This window comes from Kineococcus sp. NPDC059986, from assembly GCF_040702905.1.
GTDB lineage: Bacteria > Actinomycetota > Actinomycetes > Actinomycetales > Kineococcaceae > Kineococcus.
Map to the genome: position 1 here is coordinate 122,238 of NZ_JBFBND010000010.1, position 18,271 is coordinate 140,508.

Annotated in this window: 21 protein-coding genes and 2 tRNA genes; 12 read left to right on the forward strand and 11 right to left on the reverse strand. The window is 75.5% G+C overall.

The window, feature by feature from the left end:
• Nucleotides 1-9 precede the first annotated feature (9 nt).
• Nucleotides 10-210, forward strand: coding sequence for a hypothetical protein (locus tag AB0637_RS10175; protein ID WP_366171892.1), 201 nt, complete (start codon nucleotides 10-12; stop codon nucleotides 208-210).
• Here AB0637_RS10175 and AB0637_RS10180 read toward each other — a convergent pair.
• On the reverse strand, nucleotides 149-1,444 hold the full coding sequence (locus tag AB0637_RS10180) for an APC family permease (protein ID WP_366171894.1): 1,296 nt from the start codon (nucleotides 1,442-1,444) through the stop codon (nucleotides 149-151). The genes AB0637_RS10175 and AB0637_RS10180 overlap by 62 nt on opposite strands.
• A 295-nt stretch (nucleotides 1,445-1,739) precedes the next feature.
• Here AB0637_RS10180 and AB0637_RS10185 point away from each other — a divergent pair, with 295 nt between their 5' ends.
• Entirely contained in the window at nucleotides 1,740-1,943 is a 204-nt protein-coding gene (locus AB0637_RS10185) for a hypothetical protein (RefSeq protein ID WP_366171896.1), read from the forward strand.
• 23 nt (nucleotides 1,944-1,966) lie between these two features.
• Here AB0637_RS10185 and AB0637_RS10190 read toward each other — a convergent pair whose 3' ends face one another.
• Complete coding sequence (locus AB0637_RS10190) at nucleotides 1,967-2,431, reverse strand: hypothetical protein (protein WP_366171898.1); 465 nt, start codon at nucleotides 2,429-2,431, stop codon at nucleotides 1,967-1,969.
• A gap of 256 nt (nucleotides 2,432-2,687) precedes the next feature.
• Here AB0637_RS10190 and AB0637_RS10195 point away from each other — a divergent pair, with 256 nt between their 5' ends.
• The 3 genes from AB0637_RS10195 (at nucleotide 2,688) to AB0637_RS10205 (ending at nucleotide 6,147) form a co-directional block, all read left to right on the forward strand.
• Nucleotides 2,688-3,089 carry a hypothetical protein gene (locus AB0637_RS10195; protein ID WP_366171900.1) on the forward strand — a complete coding sequence of 134 codons (402 nt, stop codon included), beginning with the start codon at nucleotides 2,688-2,690 and terminating at the stop codon, nucleotides 3,087-3,089.
• 41 nt (nucleotides 3,090-3,130) lie between these two features.
• Nucleotides 3,131-3,322, forward strand: a complete 192-nt coding sequence (locus AB0637_RS10200) for a winged helix-turn-helix transcriptional regulator (RefSeq protein ID WP_366171902.1) — start codon at nucleotides 3,131-3,133, stop codon at nucleotides 3,320-3,322.
• 185 nt (nucleotides 3,323-3,507) lie between these two features.
• Complete coding sequence (locus tag AB0637_RS10205) at nucleotides 3,508-6,147, forward strand: SpoIIE family protein phosphatase (protein WP_366171904.1); 2,640 nt, start codon at nucleotides 3,508-3,510, stop codon at nucleotides 6,145-6,147.
• A 7-nt stretch (nucleotides 6,148-6,154) separates the two neighbouring features.
• On the opposite strand, the gene AB0637_RS10210 is transcribed toward AB0637_RS10205, so the two are convergent.
• The 4 genes from AB0637_RS10210 to AB0637_RS10225 all read right to left on the reverse strand — a co-directional run bounded on the left by AB0637_RS10210 (nucleotide 6,155) and on the right by AB0637_RS10225 (nucleotide 7,504).
• Nucleotides 6,155-6,742, reverse strand: coding sequence for a phosphatase PAP2 family protein (locus AB0637_RS10210; RefSeq protein WP_366171906.1), 588 nt, complete (start codon nucleotides 6,740-6,742; stop codon nucleotides 6,155-6,157).
• A gap of 94 nt (nucleotides 6,743-6,836) precedes the next feature.
• Nucleotides 6,837-6,909 (reverse strand) — tRNA-Lys (locus AB0637_RS10215).
• Between the two features lie 119 nt (nucleotides 6,910-7,028).
• Nucleotides 7,029-7,205: a hypothetical protein gene (locus tag AB0637_RS10220; protein WP_366171908.1), complete on the reverse strand. Its 177-nt coding sequence runs from the start codon at nucleotides 7,203-7,205 to the stop codon at nucleotides 7,029-7,031.
• A 128-nt stretch (nucleotides 7,206-7,333) separates the two neighbouring features.
• Nucleotides 7,334-7,504 carry a hypothetical protein gene (locus AB0637_RS10225; RefSeq protein ID WP_366171910.1) on the reverse strand — a complete coding sequence of 57 codons (171 nt, stop codon included), beginning with the start codon at nucleotides 7,502-7,504 and terminating at the stop codon, nucleotides 7,334-7,336.
• Nucleotides 7,505-7,645: 141 nt separating this feature from the next.
• On the opposite strand from AB0637_RS10225, the gene AB0637_RS10230 reads away from it, so the two are divergent.
• A complete protein-coding gene (locus AB0637_RS10230; protein ID WP_366171912.1) occupies nucleotides 7,646-8,266 on the forward strand; it encodes a hypothetical protein in 621 nt (206 codons plus the stop codon).
• A gap of 70 nt (nucleotides 8,267-8,336) precedes the next feature.
• On the opposite strand, the gene AB0637_RS10235 is transcribed toward AB0637_RS10230, so the two are convergent.
• A tRNA-His gene (locus tag AB0637_RS10235) sits at nucleotides 8,337-8,412 on the reverse strand.
• Nucleotides 8,413-8,532: 120 nt separating this feature from the next.
• Entirely contained in the window at nucleotides 8,533-9,114 is a 582-nt protein-coding gene (orn, locus tag AB0637_RS10240; protein ID WP_366171963.1) for an oligoribonuclease, read from the reverse strand.
• A gap of 151 nt (nucleotides 9,115-9,265) precedes the next feature.
• Here orn and AB0637_RS10245 point away from each other — a divergent pair, with 151 nt between their 5' ends.
• From AB0637_RS10245 to AB0637_RS10255, 3 genes are all read left to right on the forward strand, one after another.
• Entirely contained in the window at nucleotides 9,266-10,360 is a 1,095-nt protein-coding gene (locus tag AB0637_RS10245) for a PrsW family intramembrane metalloprotease (RefSeq protein ID WP_366171914.1), read from the forward strand.
• 164 nt (nucleotides 10,361-10,524) lie between these two features.
• A complete protein-coding gene (locus tag AB0637_RS10250; RefSeq protein WP_366171916.1) occupies nucleotides 10,525-12,615 on the forward strand; it encodes a glycosyltransferase family 39 protein in 2,091 nt (696 codons plus the stop codon).
• Between the two features lie 125 nt (nucleotides 12,616-12,740).
• On the forward strand, nucleotides 12,741-14,204 hold the full coding sequence (locus AB0637_RS10255) for a malate:quinone oxidoreductase (protein WP_366171918.1): 1,464 nt from the start codon (nucleotides 12,741-12,743) through the stop codon (nucleotides 14,202-14,204).
• On the opposite strand, the gene AB0637_RS10260 is transcribed toward AB0637_RS10255, so the two are convergent.
• Entirely contained in the window at nucleotides 14,188-15,099 is a 912-nt protein-coding gene (locus AB0637_RS10260) for a beta-1,6-N-acetylglucosaminyltransferase (protein WP_366171920.1), read from the reverse strand. The two genes, AB0637_RS10255 and AB0637_RS10260, sit on opposite strands and share 17 nt — an antisense overlap.
• A gap of 112 nt (nucleotides 15,100-15,211) precedes the next feature.
• Here AB0637_RS10260 and AB0637_RS10265 point away from each other — a divergent pair, with 112 nt between their 5' ends.
• Nucleotides 15,212-15,649 (forward strand): YdeI/OmpD-associated family protein, encoded by a 438-nt coding sequence (locus AB0637_RS10265; protein ID WP_366171922.1) that lies wholly within the window; start codon nucleotides 15,212-15,214, stop codon nucleotides 15,647-15,649.
• 6 nt (nucleotides 15,650-15,655) lie between these two features.
• On the opposite strand, the gene AB0637_RS10270 is transcribed toward AB0637_RS10265, so the two are convergent.
• Entirely contained in the window at nucleotides 15,656-16,060 is a 405-nt protein-coding gene (locus AB0637_RS10270; protein ID WP_366171924.1) for a TIGR03618 family F420-dependent PPOX class oxidoreductase, read from the reverse strand.
• A gap of 73 nt (nucleotides 16,061-16,133) precedes the next feature.
• Between AB0637_RS10270 and AB0637_RS10275 the strand changes: the two genes are divergently transcribed.
• Nucleotides 16,134-16,619, forward strand: a complete 486-nt coding sequence (locus AB0637_RS10275; protein WP_366171926.1) for a methylated-DNA--[protein]-cysteine S-methyltransferase — start codon at nucleotides 16,134-16,136, stop codon at nucleotides 16,617-16,619.
• A gap of 25 nt (nucleotides 16,620-16,644) precedes the next feature.
• A complete protein-coding gene (locus AB0637_RS10280; RefSeq protein WP_366171928.1) occupies nucleotides 16,645-17,661 on the forward strand; it encodes a GNAT family N-acetyltransferase in 1,017 nt (338 codons plus the stop codon).
• Between the two features lie 13 nt (nucleotides 17,662-17,674).
• On the opposite strand, the gene AB0637_RS10285 is transcribed toward AB0637_RS10280, so the two are convergent.
• Nucleotides 17,675-18,166 carry a low molecular weight protein-tyrosine-phosphatase gene (locus AB0637_RS10285; protein WP_366171964.1) on the reverse strand — a complete coding sequence of 164 codons (492 nt, stop codon included), beginning with the start codon at nucleotides 18,164-18,166 and terminating at the stop codon, nucleotides 17,675-17,677.
• Nucleotides 18,167-18,271 lie beyond the last annotated feature (105 nt).

Consider the following 18,271-nt stretch of genomic DNA (forward strand, 5'->3'; position numbering starts at 1 on the left):
GAGGAGCTGGTGACCCTGCGTCCGGACGACCTGCTGCCCGGTCAGCTCACCGACGACCTGCGGGCCTTCGGGGTCGACGTGCCCGACGTCGCCGTGGCGCTGGAGCTGCACGGCCACACCTACCGCGTGCACGCGCAGCCGCCGGCGCTCACCGACTTCCTGGCCGCCGCGCGGGTGTGGGACCAGGGGTGGCGCGAACCCGCCGCCTGAGGAGGACCCGCAGCGCGACCCCCGCGAGCAGGACGAGCAGCCCGACGACGACCGACCGGGCCGGCAGCGTGAGGACGAGCGTGACGCATCCCAGCGCGCCGACGGCTTGCAGCGTCCGCGGGTACCGGCGCTGGGCGGGGGCCTGCCGCCAGGCCGCCACGTTCGCGACGAGGTAGTAGACGAGCACGCCGCAGGAGGAGAACCCGATCGCGGTGCGCAGGTCGACCGTCAGCACCAGCGCGAGGACGACCACCGCCACCGCCAGCTCGGCCCGGTGGGGCACCTGCCACCGCGGGTGCACGGCGGCCAGCGGCCGGGGCAGGTCGCCGTGGCGCGCCATCGCGAGGGCCGTGCGTCCGACGCCCGCGACGAGGGCGAGCAGGACGCCGAGGGCCGCGGCGGCGGCACCGGCCCGCACCACGGTGCCCGTCCAGGGCCAGCCGGCCGTGGCGGCCGCGGCCGCCAGCGGTGCGGACCGGTCCGCGAGCCCGGCCGGGCCCAGGGCGTGCAGCGCGGCCGCGCCGACCGCGGCGTAGACGACGACCGCGGCGGCCAGCGCCGTCGTCACGGCCCGGGGGATGGTGCGTTCGGGGTCGCGGACCTCCTCGCCCAGCGTGGCGACCCGGGCGTACCCCGCGAAGGCGAAGAAGAGCAGCCCGGCCCCCTGCAGGACGCCCAGCGGTCCGGGGTGGGCGACGGGGTCCCCTGCCGCGGGGGTGCCGGTGGCGCCGGGGCCGGCGAGGGCGGCCACGACGACGACCGTCAGCGCGAGCAGCGTGAGGACGAGCAGCACCCGCGTCAGTCGCGCGGTCCGGGCGATGCCGCGCAGGTTCACGGCGGTCAGGAGCACGACCGCGACGGCCGCCGTCGGACGCTGCCAGGGCGTCGGGGCGACGTGCGCGGCGAAGGTGGTGGCGACGGCCGCGCAGCTCGCCGTCTTGCCGACGACGAAGCCCCAGCCCGCCACGAAGCCCCACCACGGGCCGAGCTCCTCGCGGCCGGAGAGGTAGACGCCACCCGAACCCGGGTGCGCGGCGGCGAGCTGCGCCGTCGCCGTGGCGTTGCACCAGGCGACGACGGCGGCGACCGCGAGGGAGAGCAGCACCCAGGGGCCCGCCGCGGCCGTCGCCGGGCCGAAGGCGGCGAAGACCCCCGCTCCCAGCATCGACCCGAGTCCCAGGGCGACGGCGTCACCGAGTCCGAGGCGCCGGGCGAGGGGGGCCGAAGGGGCCACGGGAGTCCTCCGCGGGACGGGGGCGGCGCGCGGCCGGCAGGGCGGGTCCGCCTGCGGCGCCGACGCTAGCGGGTGCCCCCACCTCGATCCCGCAGCGCCGACCGCAGCGCCGGCGAGGGCCGTCCGGGGGAGCGGGGGCCCGTTCCGGATGCGCGTCGGCCCGCCGGGCGGGACGGTGTGCGCCGGTGCACACGTCGTCCCCACCGGGCGACTGCACGGGAGCACGACGTCCAGGAGGGACAACGGCAGTGGTGGCGCGGACAGGCCCGGGGCGAGCTCCTCGTGGGGTGCGGCGGTGAGCGCGGGACGGACCCCGGACGACGACCGGGCGGTGCGTCGGGCCGCCCTGCTGGCCGCCCGGCACGCGGCGTGGCTGCGGCGGCGGGCCCGCGGGTTCCAGCCGCGCCGGTTGCCCCTGGTGCCGCGGTCGGCGGCGGGTCGCGCGGTGCCGCGCCGGGCCCGGGGGACGGGGGAGGGTCCGGCCGACGGCGGAGTCTGAGAGGTGGGTCCGAGGGTCGGGTCTCAGAGGTCGCTACGGCGGGCGACGACGTCGCCGACGTGCACGTGCACGCGGACCCGCTCGGCGGGCGGGCTCAGCCGGCCGAGGAGGTCGCGCAGGGTGGCCGCGAGGGTGGCGTGGACCTCCTCGCCGGCCGACGGCAGGTGCGTCCCGAACAGCGCGGCGACCTCGACCGTGACGCCGGTGAGCACGTCGTCCTCGCCGGTGGCGCAGTGCACGGCCGTGACGGCGACGTCCGGGAGCGCGGCCACGGCACGCCGCAGGGACGAGACGAGCACCTCCGTCGCGACGAGGTAGTCGCCGAGGTCGTGCCGTCCGCGCACGGGGGCGGAGGCGCGGTGCGCGCGGCGCGCGAGGGCGAGGAGGTCCTCGCGGACGGCCGTCCAGCCGTCCGGGGTGTGCCGGCGCAGCGCCGCGGTCGCCTCCGCGAGCGGGCCGGCGGCGTCGACGGGTCCGCGTCCAGCCACCGGTCCAGCCACCGTCCGCACCTCCCGTCCGTCGCCGTCCGCACGCAGCCCGCCGCGTTCCGGTGACGCGCTGGGGTCTCGGAGCAAGTGTCGCAGGCAGGTGCCCGCCCCCGCTCGGCTGAGGGCGCTCGCTGTGCATCTGGTGTGACGCAGGTCACTACTGCCGCGGCGTGAGCTTCCCGGTCCCCGGGACTCCACCTCTCGCGTAGGCACCCGTCCCGGCCTCCGCGGCGGCCGGCGCACCCGAGGAGGACACGTGGACGCAGCGGCAGGCGACCCCCGACCGCCCTCGCGGGGGCTCGACGTCGGCGCGCTCGCCGACGCCCTGTTCGACGCGGTCCGGTCGGTGCCCGGCGTCTCGCACCTGCACGCGGGAGCGCTGGAGGAGATCGGCACCTACCTGCCCGGTCGGCGGGTGGCCGGGGTGCGGGTGCCGCACGACGGCGGTGTGCCCACGGGACCCGTCGAGGTCCACGTCGTCGTGGCGCAGGGCTTCGCGGTGCCGCGCACGGCGGCCCGCGTCCACGACGTCGTGAGCCGCGAACTGGCCGGTCGCTCGGTGCCGACGACGGTCCTCGTGCACGTCGACGACGTGGGCGGTGGGCGAGCGGCCGGGCCGGGGGCACCCACCCGGCCGTGGCGGGACGGGGTCTGGTGACGGACCGCGCGGGGGCAGGACACGATCCCGGGGGTGGTCACGTGGACCCGACCGACCGCCGGCTCCTGGACCTGCTGCGGGCCGGGGCGAGCGGCGCCGAGGCCGCCGAGCGCGTCGGCATCACCCCACGGGCCGCCGCCGCGCGGCTGAAGGAGCTGCGTGACCGCTTGGGCGTGACGAGCACCCGCAGCCTGCTGGACGCGCTGGACCCGGGGGAACCCGACGGCCGGTGACCGTGTGCATCCGTCCGGGACCCCGTCCTGGGGGAAAGATCGCCCGTTTCCGCGACAGAGCGTCACTTTCTAGAACACAATGGGGTCACGGCGGGCGGGGTCTCGCCGCTGGAGGCGTCCCGGTCCCGGTGAGCGCCCGACCGAGAGGGGCCGCCGTGGACGACGCCGTTGCGGACCGTGGGCCGGTGCCCGCGGCACCCTCGACGTCCCCCGGCCCGCACGTCCCCCGGCCCACCCGTCGCGTCCGTGACGACACGCGGCGCGCCGCCGAGCGGCTCACGGCCGACGCCACCCGCACGGCGACGGCCCGTCGCCTGCAGACCCTCGCCTCGCGCCCCGACCTCGACGGCCTGGCCGCGGTCGCCGCCCGGCTCGTGGGCGCCTCGTCGGGGCGGATCCTCCTGTTGGCCGACGCCCCCCTCGTGGTCGGGGCGCACGGCCCGCAACCCGAGGGGGCCGCCGACCTCGCGCTGACCGTGTGCTCGCAGACCGCGGCCGAAGGCCGACCCCTCGTCATCCCCGACACCCACGTCGACCTGCGCGTGCGCGAGCTGCCGGCCGTCCGCGACGGGCAGGTCGGGTCCTACCTGGGCGCACCGCTGGCCACCCGCGACGGTCTCGTCGTCGGCGCCCTGTGCGTCTTCGAGGCGGAGGCCAGGGACTGGGTCGCCGGGGAGGCCGAGCTCCTGCAGCACGTCGCCGACGCCGCCTCCGCCGAGCTCGAGCTCGCCGCCGTGAAGGAGGTCTCCCCCTCGGGTCCCCTGCTGCAGACGGCGGTGCAGTCCGCCGGGGTGGGCACCTTCGAGCTCGACCTCAGCACGGGACGGGTCGCCTGGGACGAGCAGACGTTCGCCCTCTTCGGCCTGCGCAGCGACGAGCTCCACGACGAGGTGGAGGTCGCGATCGCCCGGGTCCACCCCGACGACCGCGACTCCGTGCGGGCCGACCTCGACGTGGCCGTGGCCACCGGCGGCTACACCTCCTCCTACCGGATCGCGCTGCCCGACGGGACGGTCCGCTGGATCGAGGCGCGCGGCCGCGTCCACGGCGAGGCGCCGGGCACCCCGGGACGTCTCGTCGGGACCGTCCTGGACGTCACGGCCCAGCACCGCGTCACCGAACGCATCGCCGGTGCGCTGGAGGGCATGGCCGTCGGGTACGTGGCCGTCGACCGCAGCTGGCGGGTGGCCCACGCCAACGCGGCCGTCGAACGGCTGACGGGCACGGCCCGCGCCGACCTGCTCGGCCGCGACGTCGTCGACCTCTTCGCCGGCAGCGACACCGCTGGTCGTGCGGACCCGGCAGCCGCCGGCGCGGCCGGTCCCGAGGCCCTCACCGAGCTCGTCCGCCGCGCCCTGCGGACGGGGGAGGCCGTGGTGGAGGTCGCGCGCCCCGGCCCGCCGCAGCGCTGGGTCGAGGTCCGCGTCGTCCCCGAGGGGGAGGGGCTGGCGGTCTACCTCCTCGACACCACCCAGCGGCGGGAGGCGGCGCAGGCCGCCGACCGTGCGAGCCGCCGGGTCTCGCTGCTGGCCGAGGTCACCGCCGCGCTCACCCACTCCGGCGACCCCGAGGCGGCCGCCCAGCGGCTGGCCGAGATCCTCGTCCCGGCCCTCGGCGACTGGTGCGTCGTCACCCTCGTCGACGACGACAGTCCCGTGAACGCCCCCGTCCGCGCGGTCCCGCACCCCGAGGACCTGCGCCGGGGGCTGCGCGACGTCGGGGGGTGGCACCACGACCCCGCGCGGCGACCGCTCGTCGCGCGGTACGCCGAGCACCGCCTCCCCGACCTCACCGAGCACGCCTTCCTCTGGCGCGCCCTGCGCGAGCGGACCCCCCTGCGGGTGCTCGACGCGGCGGACGCCGTGGCCGCCGTCCTCGACCCCGACGGCGTCGCCCACGCCGTCCTGGCGGAGCTGGCCCCCTCCTCCGCGGTCGTCCTGCCCCTGCTCGGCCGCGGCCGGACGGCCGGGCTGCTGTCCCTCTTCCAGGACCCGGGCCGTCCGCCCCTGGACGAGGAGGACCTCCAGACCGTCGTCGAGGTCGCCGGCCGGGCGGGACTGGCGGTGGACGCCGCCCGTCTGCAGCGCGACCAGCGCAGCTTCGCCGAGGCGCTGCAGCGCTCCCTGCTCACCGACCCCCCGCCCCCGGTCCACGCCGACCTCGTCGTGCGGTACGTGCCCACCGCGCGGGCCGCGCAGGTCGGCGGCGACTGGTACGACGCCTTCGAGCAGTCCTCGGGCTCGGTCCTCGTCATCGGCGACGTCGCCGGGCACGACACCCGCGCCGCCACCGCCATGGCCCAGGTGCGCACCGTCGTGCACACCCTCGGTGTCGTCGGCGACGACCGTCCCGCCGAGGTGCTCGCCCGGACCGACCGGGTCGTCGCCTCCGCACCCGACGACGTCACCGCCACCGCCCTGGTGCTGCGGCTGGAGGACGGACCGGGGACGGGGACGCGGGTGCGCTGGTCCTCGGCCGGGCACCCGCCCGCCGCCGTCCTGGCCCCGGACGGTTCCGTGGACTTCCTCACCGCGCCCGACGCGGACCTCATGCTCGGCGTCGACCCGGGCACGGGCCGTCACGACCACGTCGTCGACCTGCCGGCCGGCAGCACCGTCGTGCTCTACACCGACGGCCTCGTGGAGCGGCGGGACAGCTCACTGGACGAGGGGTTCGCGGCGCTCGCCGACGCCCTGTCGGCCCTCGCCGCGACCGGGCCCGTGGACCTGGACGTCCTCGTCGACGGCCTGCTCGCCCGCCTGCTGCCCGGGGAGGCCGCCGACGACGTCGCCGTCCTCGCCGTCCGGCTGCGGCCGCGCGCCTGAGCCGGGCTCAGACCACCGCGAGGGAGGCGGCCGCGAGCGCGGCGCCCACGACCGACCCCACGACCACCTGCGCCACCGTGTGCGCGCCGAGCCGCACCCGCGCCGCGGCGACGAGTGGGACAGCGAGCAGGGCCGGGAACGTCACCGGGACGAGCCCGACGAGCACCACGGCCGAGGCGGCGGCGACCATCGCGTGCAGGGAGATCTTCCAGCGGCGCGAGACGGTCAGGCCGACCACGGCGCAGGCGGCCATGAGGCCGAGGAAGACGAGGGAGGAGGTGGCCCCGTCCAGCAGCACCAGGAGGACCGCGGCGAGCGCCGTCAGCCCCGCGACCATCGCCAGCAACGGCGGCCGGTCCTCGCGCCGCGGCACGTGCAGCGACGCGTAGCGCCCCCGCCGGACACCGCGCAGCACCACCGCGACGGGCACGACCGCGCACAGCACGGTGACCAGCAGCCCGGACAGGGCGCCGCGCCAGGGGGGTGTCGTCGTGAGGGTCGAGACGAGGACGGGCATGACGGCCGCCAGGACCCAGGGGGCGAGGACCTCGCTCGTCAGGTGCGCCCAGCGCGGTGCGGGCGTGAGCCGTGTCACGTCGCGTCGGGGCGGTCGTCGGGCACGGGGAAACCTCCTGGACGCAGAAGCGGCGCAGTCACCGGAGTGACTGCGCCGCTTGGCCTTTCCTCTGTGCGCCACCATGGACTCGAACCATGAACCCGCTGATTAAGAGTCAGCTGCTCTGCCAATTGAGCTAGTAGCGCGTGCGAGAAGAACGTTAGCAGACCTGCACCGGAGCGGTGAAATCCGGCTCCCCGGGGGGAACGAGAGGGGGCGTGCCCCCCGGGGGCCGGATGCGGCGGATCCGCTCACGTGCTCACTGTCAGCCCTGGTTCCACCACTCGTCGTCGGGCAGACCCTCGGCGGCCAGCAGCTCCGCGGAGTGCGGACCGTCCGGTGAAGCCATGTCCATGATCAGGGACAGCGGGATGTGCTCCGAGAGCATCTCCATCACCGGTTCGGCGGCGCTGTCGGCGGCCGGCGTCTTCTCCTGCGTCATGAATCCTCCCGAGGACTGAGCGACCCCCTCCACGTGCGGGGGATGCACAGAACGTCGTCCGCCGGGGGCGGTTCCTTGAGACGGGTCCGGCGGGTGGGCCCGTCCGGCGCAGCGACGGAGCCCCGTCGTCACCGGCTGCGCACGGCGCGCGCTGGTTCCGTGCTCCCGGCGGGTGCCACCGGGACCCCCGGACGGTCCCCGCCCTCACGCCGCACGGCCACGACGACCGCGATCCGCCGTCGTCGACGGCGCGCGGCCGCGGCGTCGAGCGGGTAGCGGGTCAGCACCGGGGTGGTCATGGCCCGACCGTAGGTGCGGGCCGTGCGCCGGCACATCGGTCGCCGGCGGGATCCGCGGATCACCCCCAGGGGTGACGCCCGGCCGGCCCCCACCCCCCGTTCAGGGTGGACGCGGGGTGTCCGACCGCGCACAGTGGTGCGATGCAGGACGTCGGAGCCTGGGGGATCGACCTCACCATGCCGCAGTCCCTGCTGCTGGCCCTGCACCTGCGGGACGCCGCCGGACTGACCCCGCCCACCTCGCCCGTCCTGCCGTCGCTGCCGCCGCTGGACCCGCCGGTGCGCCGGCTGCACGTCGAGGACGGTCTGGAGGTGGCGGGCCGGCAGTGGGCGGACTGGTGGCTGGAGAACTTCCCGGGCGGTGCGGACGCGCTGACGTCGATCCTGCCGCCGCGCTACCCGGGTCTGCGCGGCCGCACCGAGCTGCGCGGGCTCGCCGAGCTCGGGATGGACGACGCCGTCGCCTGGTGCGCCCGCGTCCGCGAGATCGAGAGGCGCGTCGTCGCGCGCTCGCCCAGCGCGCTGTTCGAGACGAACCTCGTCACCGGTGTGGAACGCGAGATCGGCTGGCGCATCCGGCCGTTCGACCTGCGGATCGTCGTGCTCCCCGTCGAGGGCGCCCACGCGTGGGACGTCGTCGGGCAGGCCGTCATCTCGCTCGGCCTGCGCGCCGACCGCGACGCCTACCTCGCGTGGTTGCGCGAGCGGCTCGTGGAGATCGGGCGGCTGCGGATCGCGCGCAGCGAGGGGCAGAACACCTGACGCGGGGCGACCCGGGCGGAGAACGGGAGAGGGCGGCCCCGGTGACCCGGGACCGCCCTCTGGACCTGCGTGGGGTGAGTGACGGGACTTGAACCCGCGACTTCCTGGACCACAACCAGGTGCTCTACCAGCTGAGCTACACCCACCACGACACCTGCCGCGAGACGACGCTCACGCACGTGACGGGTCGAGGATACACGCGCGCGGACCCGCCCCGGGACACGGAACCGCCGGCGTGACCCGGCCGGCCCAGCGCCGGTGCGGGCTCACGCCTGGGGCGCGTCGGGCTTCAGCTCGAACTTCGCCCCGGCGGCCTTCGCGGTGTCGGAGTCCGGGCCGGGGTCCTGCACGAAGAGGACCTCGCGGTAGTACTTCAGCTCCTGGATGCTCTCGCGGATGTCCGCCAGGGCGCGGTGCCCGCCGTGCTTGCGCGGGGTGTGGAAGTACACGCGCGGGAACCAGCGGCGGGCCAGTTCCTTGAGCGAGGACACGTCGATCAGCCGGTAGTGCAGGTGATCGGTCAGCTGCAGCATGTCGCGCGCGAGGAACGCGCGGTCGGTGTGCACGGAACTGCCGGCCAACGGGGCCTTGCGCGGTTCGGGGACCCACTGCTTCACGTAGTCGAGGACGATCTGCTCGGCCTCGGCGAGCGTGCGTCCGGACGGGATCTCGGTGAGCAGACCGGACGTCGTGTGCATGGCGACGACGACCGGGTCCATGTCCTGCAGGGACTCCGCGGGCGGCTTGATGACGACGTCGACGCCGTCGCCGAGCACGTTGAGGTCGGCGTCCGTGACGAGGACCGCGACCTCGACGAGCGCGTCGTCGGTCAGGCTGAGACCCGTCATCTCGCAGTCGATCCAGACGATCCGGTCGTTGACCTTGTCCGTGGCCTTGCCGGTGACCTTGTCGTTGCTCACCGGAGCAGCGTAGTGGGGTGACTGCGCGGTGGGTGGTGGACGACGGGCGGTGGTCGGGTCAGCCCGTACGCTCGGGCCCATGCCGGCGCAGCCAGTCCGCGCGTCCGCGCTGGCCCCCGTGACGGCCGTCGTCCTCGTCGTGTGCGGCCTCCTGAGCCTGGCCGCCGTGACGGCCGAGGTGGGCTGGCGCGGCCTCCTGCCCGGGCTCGCGCTCGCGGCCGTGCCCGTCGGACCCGTGCTCGCGACCGTCCTGTGGCTGGACCGGCACGAGGCCGAACCGCCGCACCTGCTCGCCTTCGCCTTCGGCTGGGGCGCGTGCGTGGCCAGCCTCGGGGCGCTCGTCCTCAACACCGGCGCCTCCCGTTTGCTGGACCGGTCCGTCGGCGACGTGACGAACACGTCCGTCGTCGTCGCCCCGCTCGTGGAGGAGGGGCTCAAGGGCCTGGGCGTCCTGCTCCTGCTGCTCACGCAGCGCCGCCAGTTCGACGGGATCGTGGACGGCATCGTCTACGCGGCGTTCGTGGGGGTGGGGTTCGCGTACCTCGAGAACGTCCTCTACCTGGGACGCGCCCTCGGGGACGACCACCCCGACTCCCTCGTCGTCGTCTTCGTCCTGCGCTGCCTCGTGTCCCCGTTCGCGCACCCCCTGTTCACGATGGCCGTCGGGGTGGGGCTCGGGATCGCCGCGCGGAGCCGCTCGACGTCGCGCCGGGTGGGGGCGCCGCTGCTCGGGTTCGCCGTCGCCGTCGTGCTGCACGCGCTGTGGAACGCCTCCGCGAGCTCGGGGGTGGCCTCCTTCGTCGAGCTGTTCCTCCTGCTGCAGGTGCCCGTCTTCGCGGCCGCCGTCGGCGTCGCCCTGGCCGCCCGGGTCCGCGAGGCGCGGCTCGTCGCCCGGCACCTGCAGGTGTACGCCCGCACGGGCTGGCTGGGGGAGTCGGAGGTGGCGATGCTCGCCTCGGCCCGGGAGCGGCGCCGCGCCCGGTCCGCCGCCGCCGCCCGCGGGGGACGGGTCGCCGCGCAGGCGGTCCGGGAGTTCCAGGAGACCGCCACCGAGCTCGCCTTCCGTCGCGACCGGTTGCGCCGCGGGACGGTGGACTCCCCGCCGGAGGAGGAGCTGGAACTGCTCGAGCAGCTCGCCCGCCGGCGGCGCGACGTCCTCGCCCTCCTGCCCTGACGGCGGCTCCGCCCCGGGGGTGACTCGTTGACGCATCCGGCTCGCCCTACGAACCGGCTGCGTCTACGCGCAACCACTCGGCTCCGCCGCGGGCGACGCAGGGTCACGGCCGGTTCACAGGTGGTTCAGGGGCCGGGACGGGGGTGGGGGTCGACGGTGGGGGCATGACCACGACGACCACCGCGCGCACCAGGGACGGCGAGGACACGGGGGGCACCGGCGGTGCGGGAGCGGCTGGCGGGCCACTCCGGCCGCGCTGGGTCCGGTGGGCCACCGTCGCGCTGCTGCTGGCGACCGGTGTCCTCTACGTCGTCGACCTGTCCGCCTCGGGCTACGCCAACAGCTTCTACGCCGCCGCCGTCCAGGCCGGCTCGGAGAGCTGGAAGGCCTGGTTCTTCGGGTCCATCGACCCGCAGAGCTTCATCACGGTCGACAAGCCGCCCGCCTCGCTGTGGGTCGCCGGGCTCGCCGCCCGCGCGTTCGGCTTCAGCAGCTGGACGCTGCTCGTCCCGCAGGCGCTGGAGGGCGTCGGCGCCGTCTGGCTGCTGACGGCCACCGTGCGCCGCTGGCACGGGCCGGTGGCCGGGCTCGTCGCGGGCGCCGCCCTCGCCCTGACCCCCGCGGCCGCGCTCATCTTCCGGTTCGACAACCCCGACGCCCTGCTCGTGCTGCTCATGACGGCCGGGGCCTACTGCACCGTCCGCGCGACGGAGAAGGCGTCCTTGCGCTGGCTGGCGCTGGCCGGCGTCGCCATCGGCTTCGCGTTCCTCACGAAGATGCTGCAGGGCTTCCTCGTCCTGCCCGGCCTCGCTCTCGTCTACCTGTGGGCCGCGCCGACGGGTCTGGGCAAGCGGCTGCTGCACCTGCTCGGTGCGGCCGCGGCCGTCGTCGTCTCGGCGGGCTGGTGGGTGGTGGCGGTCACGCTGTGGCCCGGGGAGAAGCCCTGGATCGGCGGCTCGACCGACGGCACGGTCATGAACCTCGTCCTGGGCTACAACGGGCTCGCCCGCATCCTCGGTCGCAGCGCGACGAGCTCCGCCGCCGGTGCCGGGGGCGGCTTCGGCGGGGGCATGAGCGGGGGCACCCCGGGGTCGAGCTTCGGCGGGGCCGCCACCTGGCAGCGCCTGTTCTCCTCCGAGATGGGCAACGAGATCTCCTGGCTGCTGCCCGCGGCCCTTCTCGCGCTGGTGCTCGGGCTCGTCGCCCGCGGCCGCGCCCCGCGCACCGACCGGGGTCGGGCCTCGCTCCTGCTGTGGGGCGGCTGGCTCCTCGTGTCCGGTCTGACGTTCGCCTACATGGAGGGCACGGTCCACCCGTACTACACGGTGGCGCTCGCCCCGGCGGTGGCGGCGCTCGCCGCCGGCGGTGGTCAGTTGCTCTGGGCCCGCCGCGAACGGGTCCTGGCCCGCGCCGGTCTCGCGCTCGTGCTCGCCACGGCCGGGATCTGGGCCCTGGTCCTGCTGCAGCGCAACGGGACCTGGGTGTGGTTCGGCTGGGTCCTCGCCACGGTCTCGGTGACGTTCGCCGTCGGGTTCGTCGTGACGCCGGCGCGGCTGCGACGGGTGGCCGTCGTCCTCGTGCTGTCCGGGGCGGTCGTCGGGCTGGGGGGCACGGCCTCCTACGCCGTCGCCACGGCGGCGACGCCGCACACCGGCTCGATCCCCACCGTCGGCCCGGCCGGAGCGTCGGCCGGCAGCGGGATGGGCGGGGGCTTCGGCGGGGGCTTCGGCGGCGGGTTCGCCGGCCGGGCGGACGGGGGTGCGCCCGGGTTCGGCGGGATGCGGCAGGGCACCGGCGTGACGGGTGCGACGGGAGGCCAGGCGCTCCCCGACGGGCAGGCGGCTCCCGACGGGCAGGCGGTCGCCGGCGGCCAGGCACGAGGGGCGGAGGGTGGCAGCAACGCCGAGCTCGTCGCGCTGCTGAAGTCCGCGGGGACCACGTGGTCCGCAGCCGTCTCCGGTTCCCAGACCGCGGCGTCCTACGAACTCGCCAGCGGCACGGCCGTCATGGCCATGGGCGGCTGGAGCGACGACCCGACCCCCACGCTGGCGCAGTTCCAGCAGTACGTGGCCGAGGGCGACGTGCACTACCTCGTCGCCGGTGGCGGGATGGGCGGACGGGGCGGTGACTCGACCGTCAGCGAGGTCACGGCGTGGGTCGAGGCGCACTACAGGGCCCGGACGGTCGGCGGCACGACGGTCTACGACCTGACGCAGCCGATCAGCGGCTCCACCACCGGCACGACCGCGAGCTGAGGCCTCGCTGAGACGCACCTCACGTGTGAGGTGGGGCACCGTCGCACCGCCCGGGCGGCGCCCCACCGTGCACAGGTCGTAGCCTCTGGTGGTCCGCAGGTCGACGACGAACGAGGGTGAGCCCGGTGCCCGCAGCGAACCGCTACGACGCAGTTCTCATCGGGGGCGGGGTCATGAGCGCGACCCTGGCCACGATGCTGGCCGAGGTGGAGCCCGACTGGTCCGTGCTCGTGCTGGAGAAGCTCGACACCGTGGGGGCCGAGAGCTCCGACATGTGGAACAACGCCGGGACCGGCCACTCGGCCCTGTGCGAGCTGAACTACACGCCGGCCAAGGCCGACGGGACGGTCGACATCGCCAAGGCCGTGACGATCAACGAGCAATTCCAGTCCAGCCGGCAGTTCTGGTCCCACCTCGTCGAGAAGGGCGTGCTGGCCTCGCCGGGCGACTTCATCAACGCGGTCCCGCACATGAGCTTCGTGCGGGGCGGCGACGTCGACTTCCTGCACGCCCGGTTCGAGGCCCTGTCCAAGCACCCCCTGTTCTCGGAGATGGAGTGGGCCGACGACCACACCCGCATCGCGGAGTGGGCGCCCCTGCTCGAGGCCGGTCGTGCCCCCTCCGAACGCGTCGCCGCCACCCGTTCGCGCAACGGCACCGACGTCGACTTCGGCGCCCTGACGAAGCAGTTGTTCGCGGGAGCGGCGAAGGAGGGGGTCGAACTCCTCACCGGGCACACCGTGAAGGACCTGCGCCGTCGCGGGTCCGGCTGGACGGTCGTGGGGGAGAGTTCCGAGGGCAGCTTCGCCGTCGCCACCCCGTTCGTCTTCGTCGGCTCCGGGGGCGGTGCGTTGCACCTGTTGCAGCGCAGCGGGATCCCCGAAGGTCAGGGTTTCGGCGGCTTCCCCGTCAGCGGGCAGTGGCTGCGCTGCACGAACCCCGAGGTCGTCGCCCGCCACGGGGCGAAGGTGTACGGCCAGGCCGAGGTCGGCGCCCCGCCGATGTCGGTGCCGCACTTGGACACCCGCTACTCCCACGGTGAGAAGGCCCTGATGTTCGGGCCCTACGCCGGGTTCTCCCCGAAGTTCCTCAAGCAGGGGTCGTTCCTCGACCTCCCGCTGTCCGTCCGGCCGCACAACCTGCTGCCCATGCTGGCCGTCGCGCGGGACAACGTCTCCCTCATGACCTACCTCGGCAAGCAGATCGTCCAGTCGATGGAGCAGCGCCTCGACGCGCTGCGGGTGTTCTACCCCGACGCCCGCGGTGAGGACTGGGAACTGCTGACCGCCGGCCAGCGCGTGCAGGTCATCAAGAAGGGCCCGCGCGGCGGCGTCCTGCAGTTCGGCACCGAACTCGTCCACGCCGCGGACGGGTCGGTCGCCGCCCTCCTGGGGGCCTCGCCGGGCGCGTCCACCGCGGTCGACGTCATGCTCCGCCTGCTGGCGCAGTGCTTCCCGGCCCACCAGGAGGCCTGGCGCGACCGCATGCGGACCATGGTCCCCTCCTACGGCACCAGGCTGTCCGACGACCACGAGCTGCTGACGCGGACGCTGGCCCGGACGGCCGACGTCCTCAAGCTGGCGGCCTGACGCACGCTCCCGGCCGCACGAGCGCGTCGACGGCGGCGTCGACGCGGCGGGTGAACTCCCCGTCGACACCCACCACCTTGCGGGCGAAGGGGGCGCCGCCGGCCAGCGCGGCGTTGACGTCGTCGGCGCCCAGTTCCCGGGGGTGGGCGGACCCGACCGTCGGGAAGACCGTGAACGACGTGGCACCCGCCACCGTCCGCAGGTCCGGCCGAGCCGCCAGCACCGAGTGGACGAACGACTCGTCCGGCAGGAGCGTCGTGGCGAACCAGCCGCCGACGCGCGGGTCGGCCGCGGCTTCGACGACGGCGGTCAGGGCGGCCCGGGAGAGCACGCACCAGAACGACCCCTTGACGTAGGGCACCGGTGGTCCGCCCGGGCGCGGGTGGCGGGCGACCCACGTCCGGTCGCCGGCGCGGTCGATCCCGCGGGACGATCCCACGCGCGCACTCACCCGGCTCAGCCCCCACCAGAGCGTGTCCAGCGCGGACTGCGCGGGCAGGACGTGCCAGCAGCTGCGCCAGCGTTCAGCGTGGTCCCGCGGGTCGCGCCGCAGCACCGCGTCGACACCGTCGAGCCCGGACTCCCACACCGCCAGGTCCGTGACCGGGTGGTCCTGGCCGGAGACGAGCACGACGTGGTCGGGGTCCCACAGCCGCTGTGCGGTGGAGAACGTCTCCACGGCCGCGGCGGTGAGCGACCAGTCGCCCCACTGCACGCGGATCTCGCTGCGCAGCAGGGCGATCCCCAGGTCCTGGGCGTCCGCGTCGGACAGCAGGGACCCGGCCGACCGGACGAGCACGTGGGACAGCGGGGCCAGTTCCCGCAGGCGCCGCACCCTGGCCGCGACCGCGGCCGGACCGGTGTGGGCCATGACGACGTACGCGACGCCACCCATCGAGCGTGACCTTCCCCGGAAGTCCCCACCGTTGGGGACGAACTGCGTCACGATGCACTGCGAACGCCACCTCGTGCAACACGGGGTGACTGTGACGTCACGGGAGGTTGTTGTGCCGGTCTTCAGGGCCACGGTGGAACTGCACGGCCGGACGGCCACCGGCTTCGAGGTCCCCGCGGAAGTGCTCGACGCGCTGGGCGGGGGTCGGCGGCCCGCGGTCACGGTGACCCTGCGCGAGCACACCTACCGCACGACGGTGGGGGTCATGGGCGGTCGAGCGCTCGTCCCGGTGAGCGCGCAGGAACGGGCCGCGGCGGGTGTCGCCGCGGGGGACGTGCTGGAGGTCCGGCTGGAGCTGGACACGGCGCCCCGCACCGTCGAGGTGCCCGACGACCTCGCCCGCGCCCTCGACGCCGCCGGCCTGCGGGCGGCCTTCGACGCGCTGTCCACCTCGCAGCGCAAGGCCCACGTCACGGCCGTCGAGGGGGCCAAGGCCGAGGCGACCCGGGCCCGGCGCGTGGAGAAGGTCGTCGCCGGGCTGGGCGGGTGAGCGGCCTCAGCGGGCCGCCGCGCCCCAGCCGTGCCAGTGCTCGACCTCGACGAGGACGCTGACGCGCGGGGAGTCCCGCGTCGGGTAGGGCCGCCCGGTGTAGTGCGTCGAGAGGCGGTCGATGTCGGCGAGCCCCTCGTCGGGACGCGTCTGCACGACACGTCCCTGCACGCTGACGTGGGTGTACCAGTCGCCCTCGGCGAGCGCGGTCAGCGAGACGACGGGGTTCGCCTCCAGGTGGCGCAACCGGGCCCGGCGCGCATCGAGGTTCAGCAGCACCCGGCCCTCCTCGTAGAGGTACCAGGTCGCGACCGTCACCGGGTGGCCGTCGGGGTGGACCGTGGCCATGACGGCCGGGTTCGGACGCGAGAACAGCTCGGCGACGGCGGGCGGAAACGGCGGGCGCGGCACGGGGGACCTCCTGGCGGGGATGCGATCCTGGGAACCGTACCCGGGACGTCCCCGGGCCGGGGAGGAGCGGGCCGTGCGCTGGGGTGTGCTGCCCTCCCCGCTGGGGGACCTCACCGTGGCGCGGTCGGAGAGCGGCCTCACGGGCGTCTGGTTCGACGACCACCGCGGTGGTGCGCGCGTCCCGGACGGCGCCCCGCGGGACGACACCGCCTTCCACGACGTGCGCGACCAGCTCGAGGAGTACTTCGCGGGGGCCCGGACGACCTTCGACCTCCCGCTCGACCCGCCCGGCGACGCGTTCAGCCGCCGCGTGTGGGACGCGTTGACGCGCATCCCCCACGGCGGCACGACGACGTACGGCGAGATCGCCCGGACGCTCGGCGGGATCGGGCACGCGCAGGCCGTCGGGGTCGCCAACGGCCGCAACCCGCTGTCGGTCCTCGTCCCGTGCCACCGCGTCGTCGGCCGCGACGGCGACCTCGTAGGGTACGCGGGTGGGTTGTGGCGCAAGCGGTTCCTCCTCGACCTCGAGCAGTCGGCCGACGAGCGGCTGTTCTGAGCACCTCTCTGCGAGGCTGGGGCGCGTGCTGCCCGGACTGACCTGCCGCCCGCTGACGACCGACGACGTCCCCGTGTGGGCCGACCTGCTCGACCGCGCCGCCGCCGTCGACCGACCCCACGTGCGGGACTCCCCGGAGTGGTTGCGGCGCAGCCTGACCGCCGACGGGTTCGACGCCGGGACCCAGTCCCTCGCGGGCTTCGACGCCGACGGCGTCCTGCGCGCGGCCGCGGTCGTGGAACTACGGCTCGGTGACCTGGCGCACCTGCGCCTGCCGTGCGGCGGCGTCGTCGACCCGGGCTGGCGCGGTCGCGGCGTCGGGCGCGCCCTGCTGGCCTGGGCCGAGCGCGCCGCTCGGGACCGGGTCGCGCGACGACGCCGCGAACTCGGCCGGGACGTCACCGCGGACCTGCAGGTCTGGGCCGCCGACCACCGCGACGACCTCGCCCGGCTGTGCGCCCGCGCGGGACTCACACCGCTGCGGTACTTCAGCACCATGCGGCGCACGCTGCCGAGGGACCGGGAGCTCCCGGCGCCGGAGGTCCCCGCCGGGTTCCGCCTCGTGCGGTTCGACGAGCACGGCGCCACCGGGCTGCGCGACCTGCACAACGTCGTGTTCGCCGACCACTGGGGTTCCCAGCCGCTCACCGACGCCGACTGGGAACGGTTCGTCGTGGGCAACCCCGACTACCGGCCCGGCTGGAGCTGGGGGCTCCTGGCCGAGCGGGCCGACGGCGCCGCCGCGGTCGACGGGGCGGCCGAACTCGTCGCCTACGCCAACGTCTACGCGCACGAGTCCGACTGGCCCGCGCTGGGGTTCGCCCAGGCCGACCTCGGGAACCTCGGCGTGCGGCGCGACCACCGTGGCCGCGGACTCGCGCAGACGCTCCTGGCCGCGGTCGCCCGGCGCGCCCACGAGGTGGGGACGGCCGCCGTCACCCTCGACGTCGACAGCGAGAACCCCTCGGGTGCCGTCGGTCTCTACGAACGGGCGGGGTACGTCCGCGTCCACGGTGACGTCCTCTTCGCCAAGGCCCTCTGAGGCCCCGCCGGGTTCAGTCGAGCATCCGGCGGACGTGGTCGACGACCGCGTCCGCGGCGGCCTCCACCTGGGTCAGCGTGCGCTCGAAGTCCTCCCGGCCGCCGTACCAGGGATCGTCGATGTCGAGGTCCGCCTCGTCCGCCACGTCCAGGACCTCGGGGGCGGCCGGGTCGAACGAGCGGTACATCCGCACCCGCGCGGCCGCCTCGTCGTCCGGAGCCTGCGTCCGCAACCAGCGCGCGTGCCGGGACGTCATGGCCAGCAGCAGGTCCCGGTGCGCGATCTCCTCCGAGCTCACCTGGTGCGCCCGGTGCCGCGGAACCTCGTAACCGTGCTCGCGCAGGACGCCCGCCGCGCGCGGGTCGACGGGGTTGCCGTCCTCCTCGTCGGAGATGCCGGAGGAGTCCACGACGACGCGGTCCTGCAGCCCCGCGGCGCGGATGCGGTCGCGCAGCACGACCTCGGCCATGGGGGAGCGGCAGATGTTGCCGGTGCAGACGGTCATCACGCGCAGCGGTTCGCGGGTGCCGGGTTCGGTGCTCACGTCGACAGTCTGTCGAATCCGCGGGCCGCCGACCCTTGTGGGTCGGCTGTGAGTGGTGGAAGCTCA

Excerpts from the sequence above, each read along its gene's own strand:
- AB0637_RS10260 (WP_366171920.1), bottom strand. The coding sequence starts at position 15,099 with ATGGGTGGCGTCGCGTACGTCGTCATGGCCCACACCGGTCCGGCCGCG.
- AB0637_RS10285 (WP_366171964.1), bottom strand. The coding sequence starts at position 18,166 with ATGACCGTCTGCACCGGCAACATCTGCCGCTCCCCCATGGCCGAGGTC.
- AB0637_RS10225 (WP_366171910.1), bottom strand. The coding sequence starts at position 7,504 with ATGACCACCCCGGTGCTGACCCGCTACCCGCTCGACGCCGCGGCCGCG.
- orn (WP_366171963.1), bottom strand. The coding sequence starts at position 9,114 with ATGACGGGTCTCAGCCTGACCGACGACGCGCTCGTCGAGGTCGCGGTC.
- AB0637_RS10230 (WP_366171912.1), top strand. The coding sequence starts at position 7,646 with ATGCAGGACGTCGGAGCCTGGGGGATCGACCTCACCATGCCGCAGTCC.
- AB0637_RS10245 (WP_366171914.1), top strand. The coding sequence starts at position 9,266 with ATGCCGGCGCAGCCAGTCCGCGCGTCCGCGCTGGCCCCCGTGACGGCC.
- AB0637_RS10220 (WP_366171908.1), bottom strand. The coding sequence starts at position 7,205 with ATGACGCAGGAGAAGACGCCGGCCGCCGACAGCGCCGCCGAACCGGTG.
- AB0637_RS10250 (WP_366171916.1), top strand. The coding sequence starts at position 10,525 with ATGACCACGACGACCACCGCGCGCACCAGGGACGGCGAGGACACGGGG.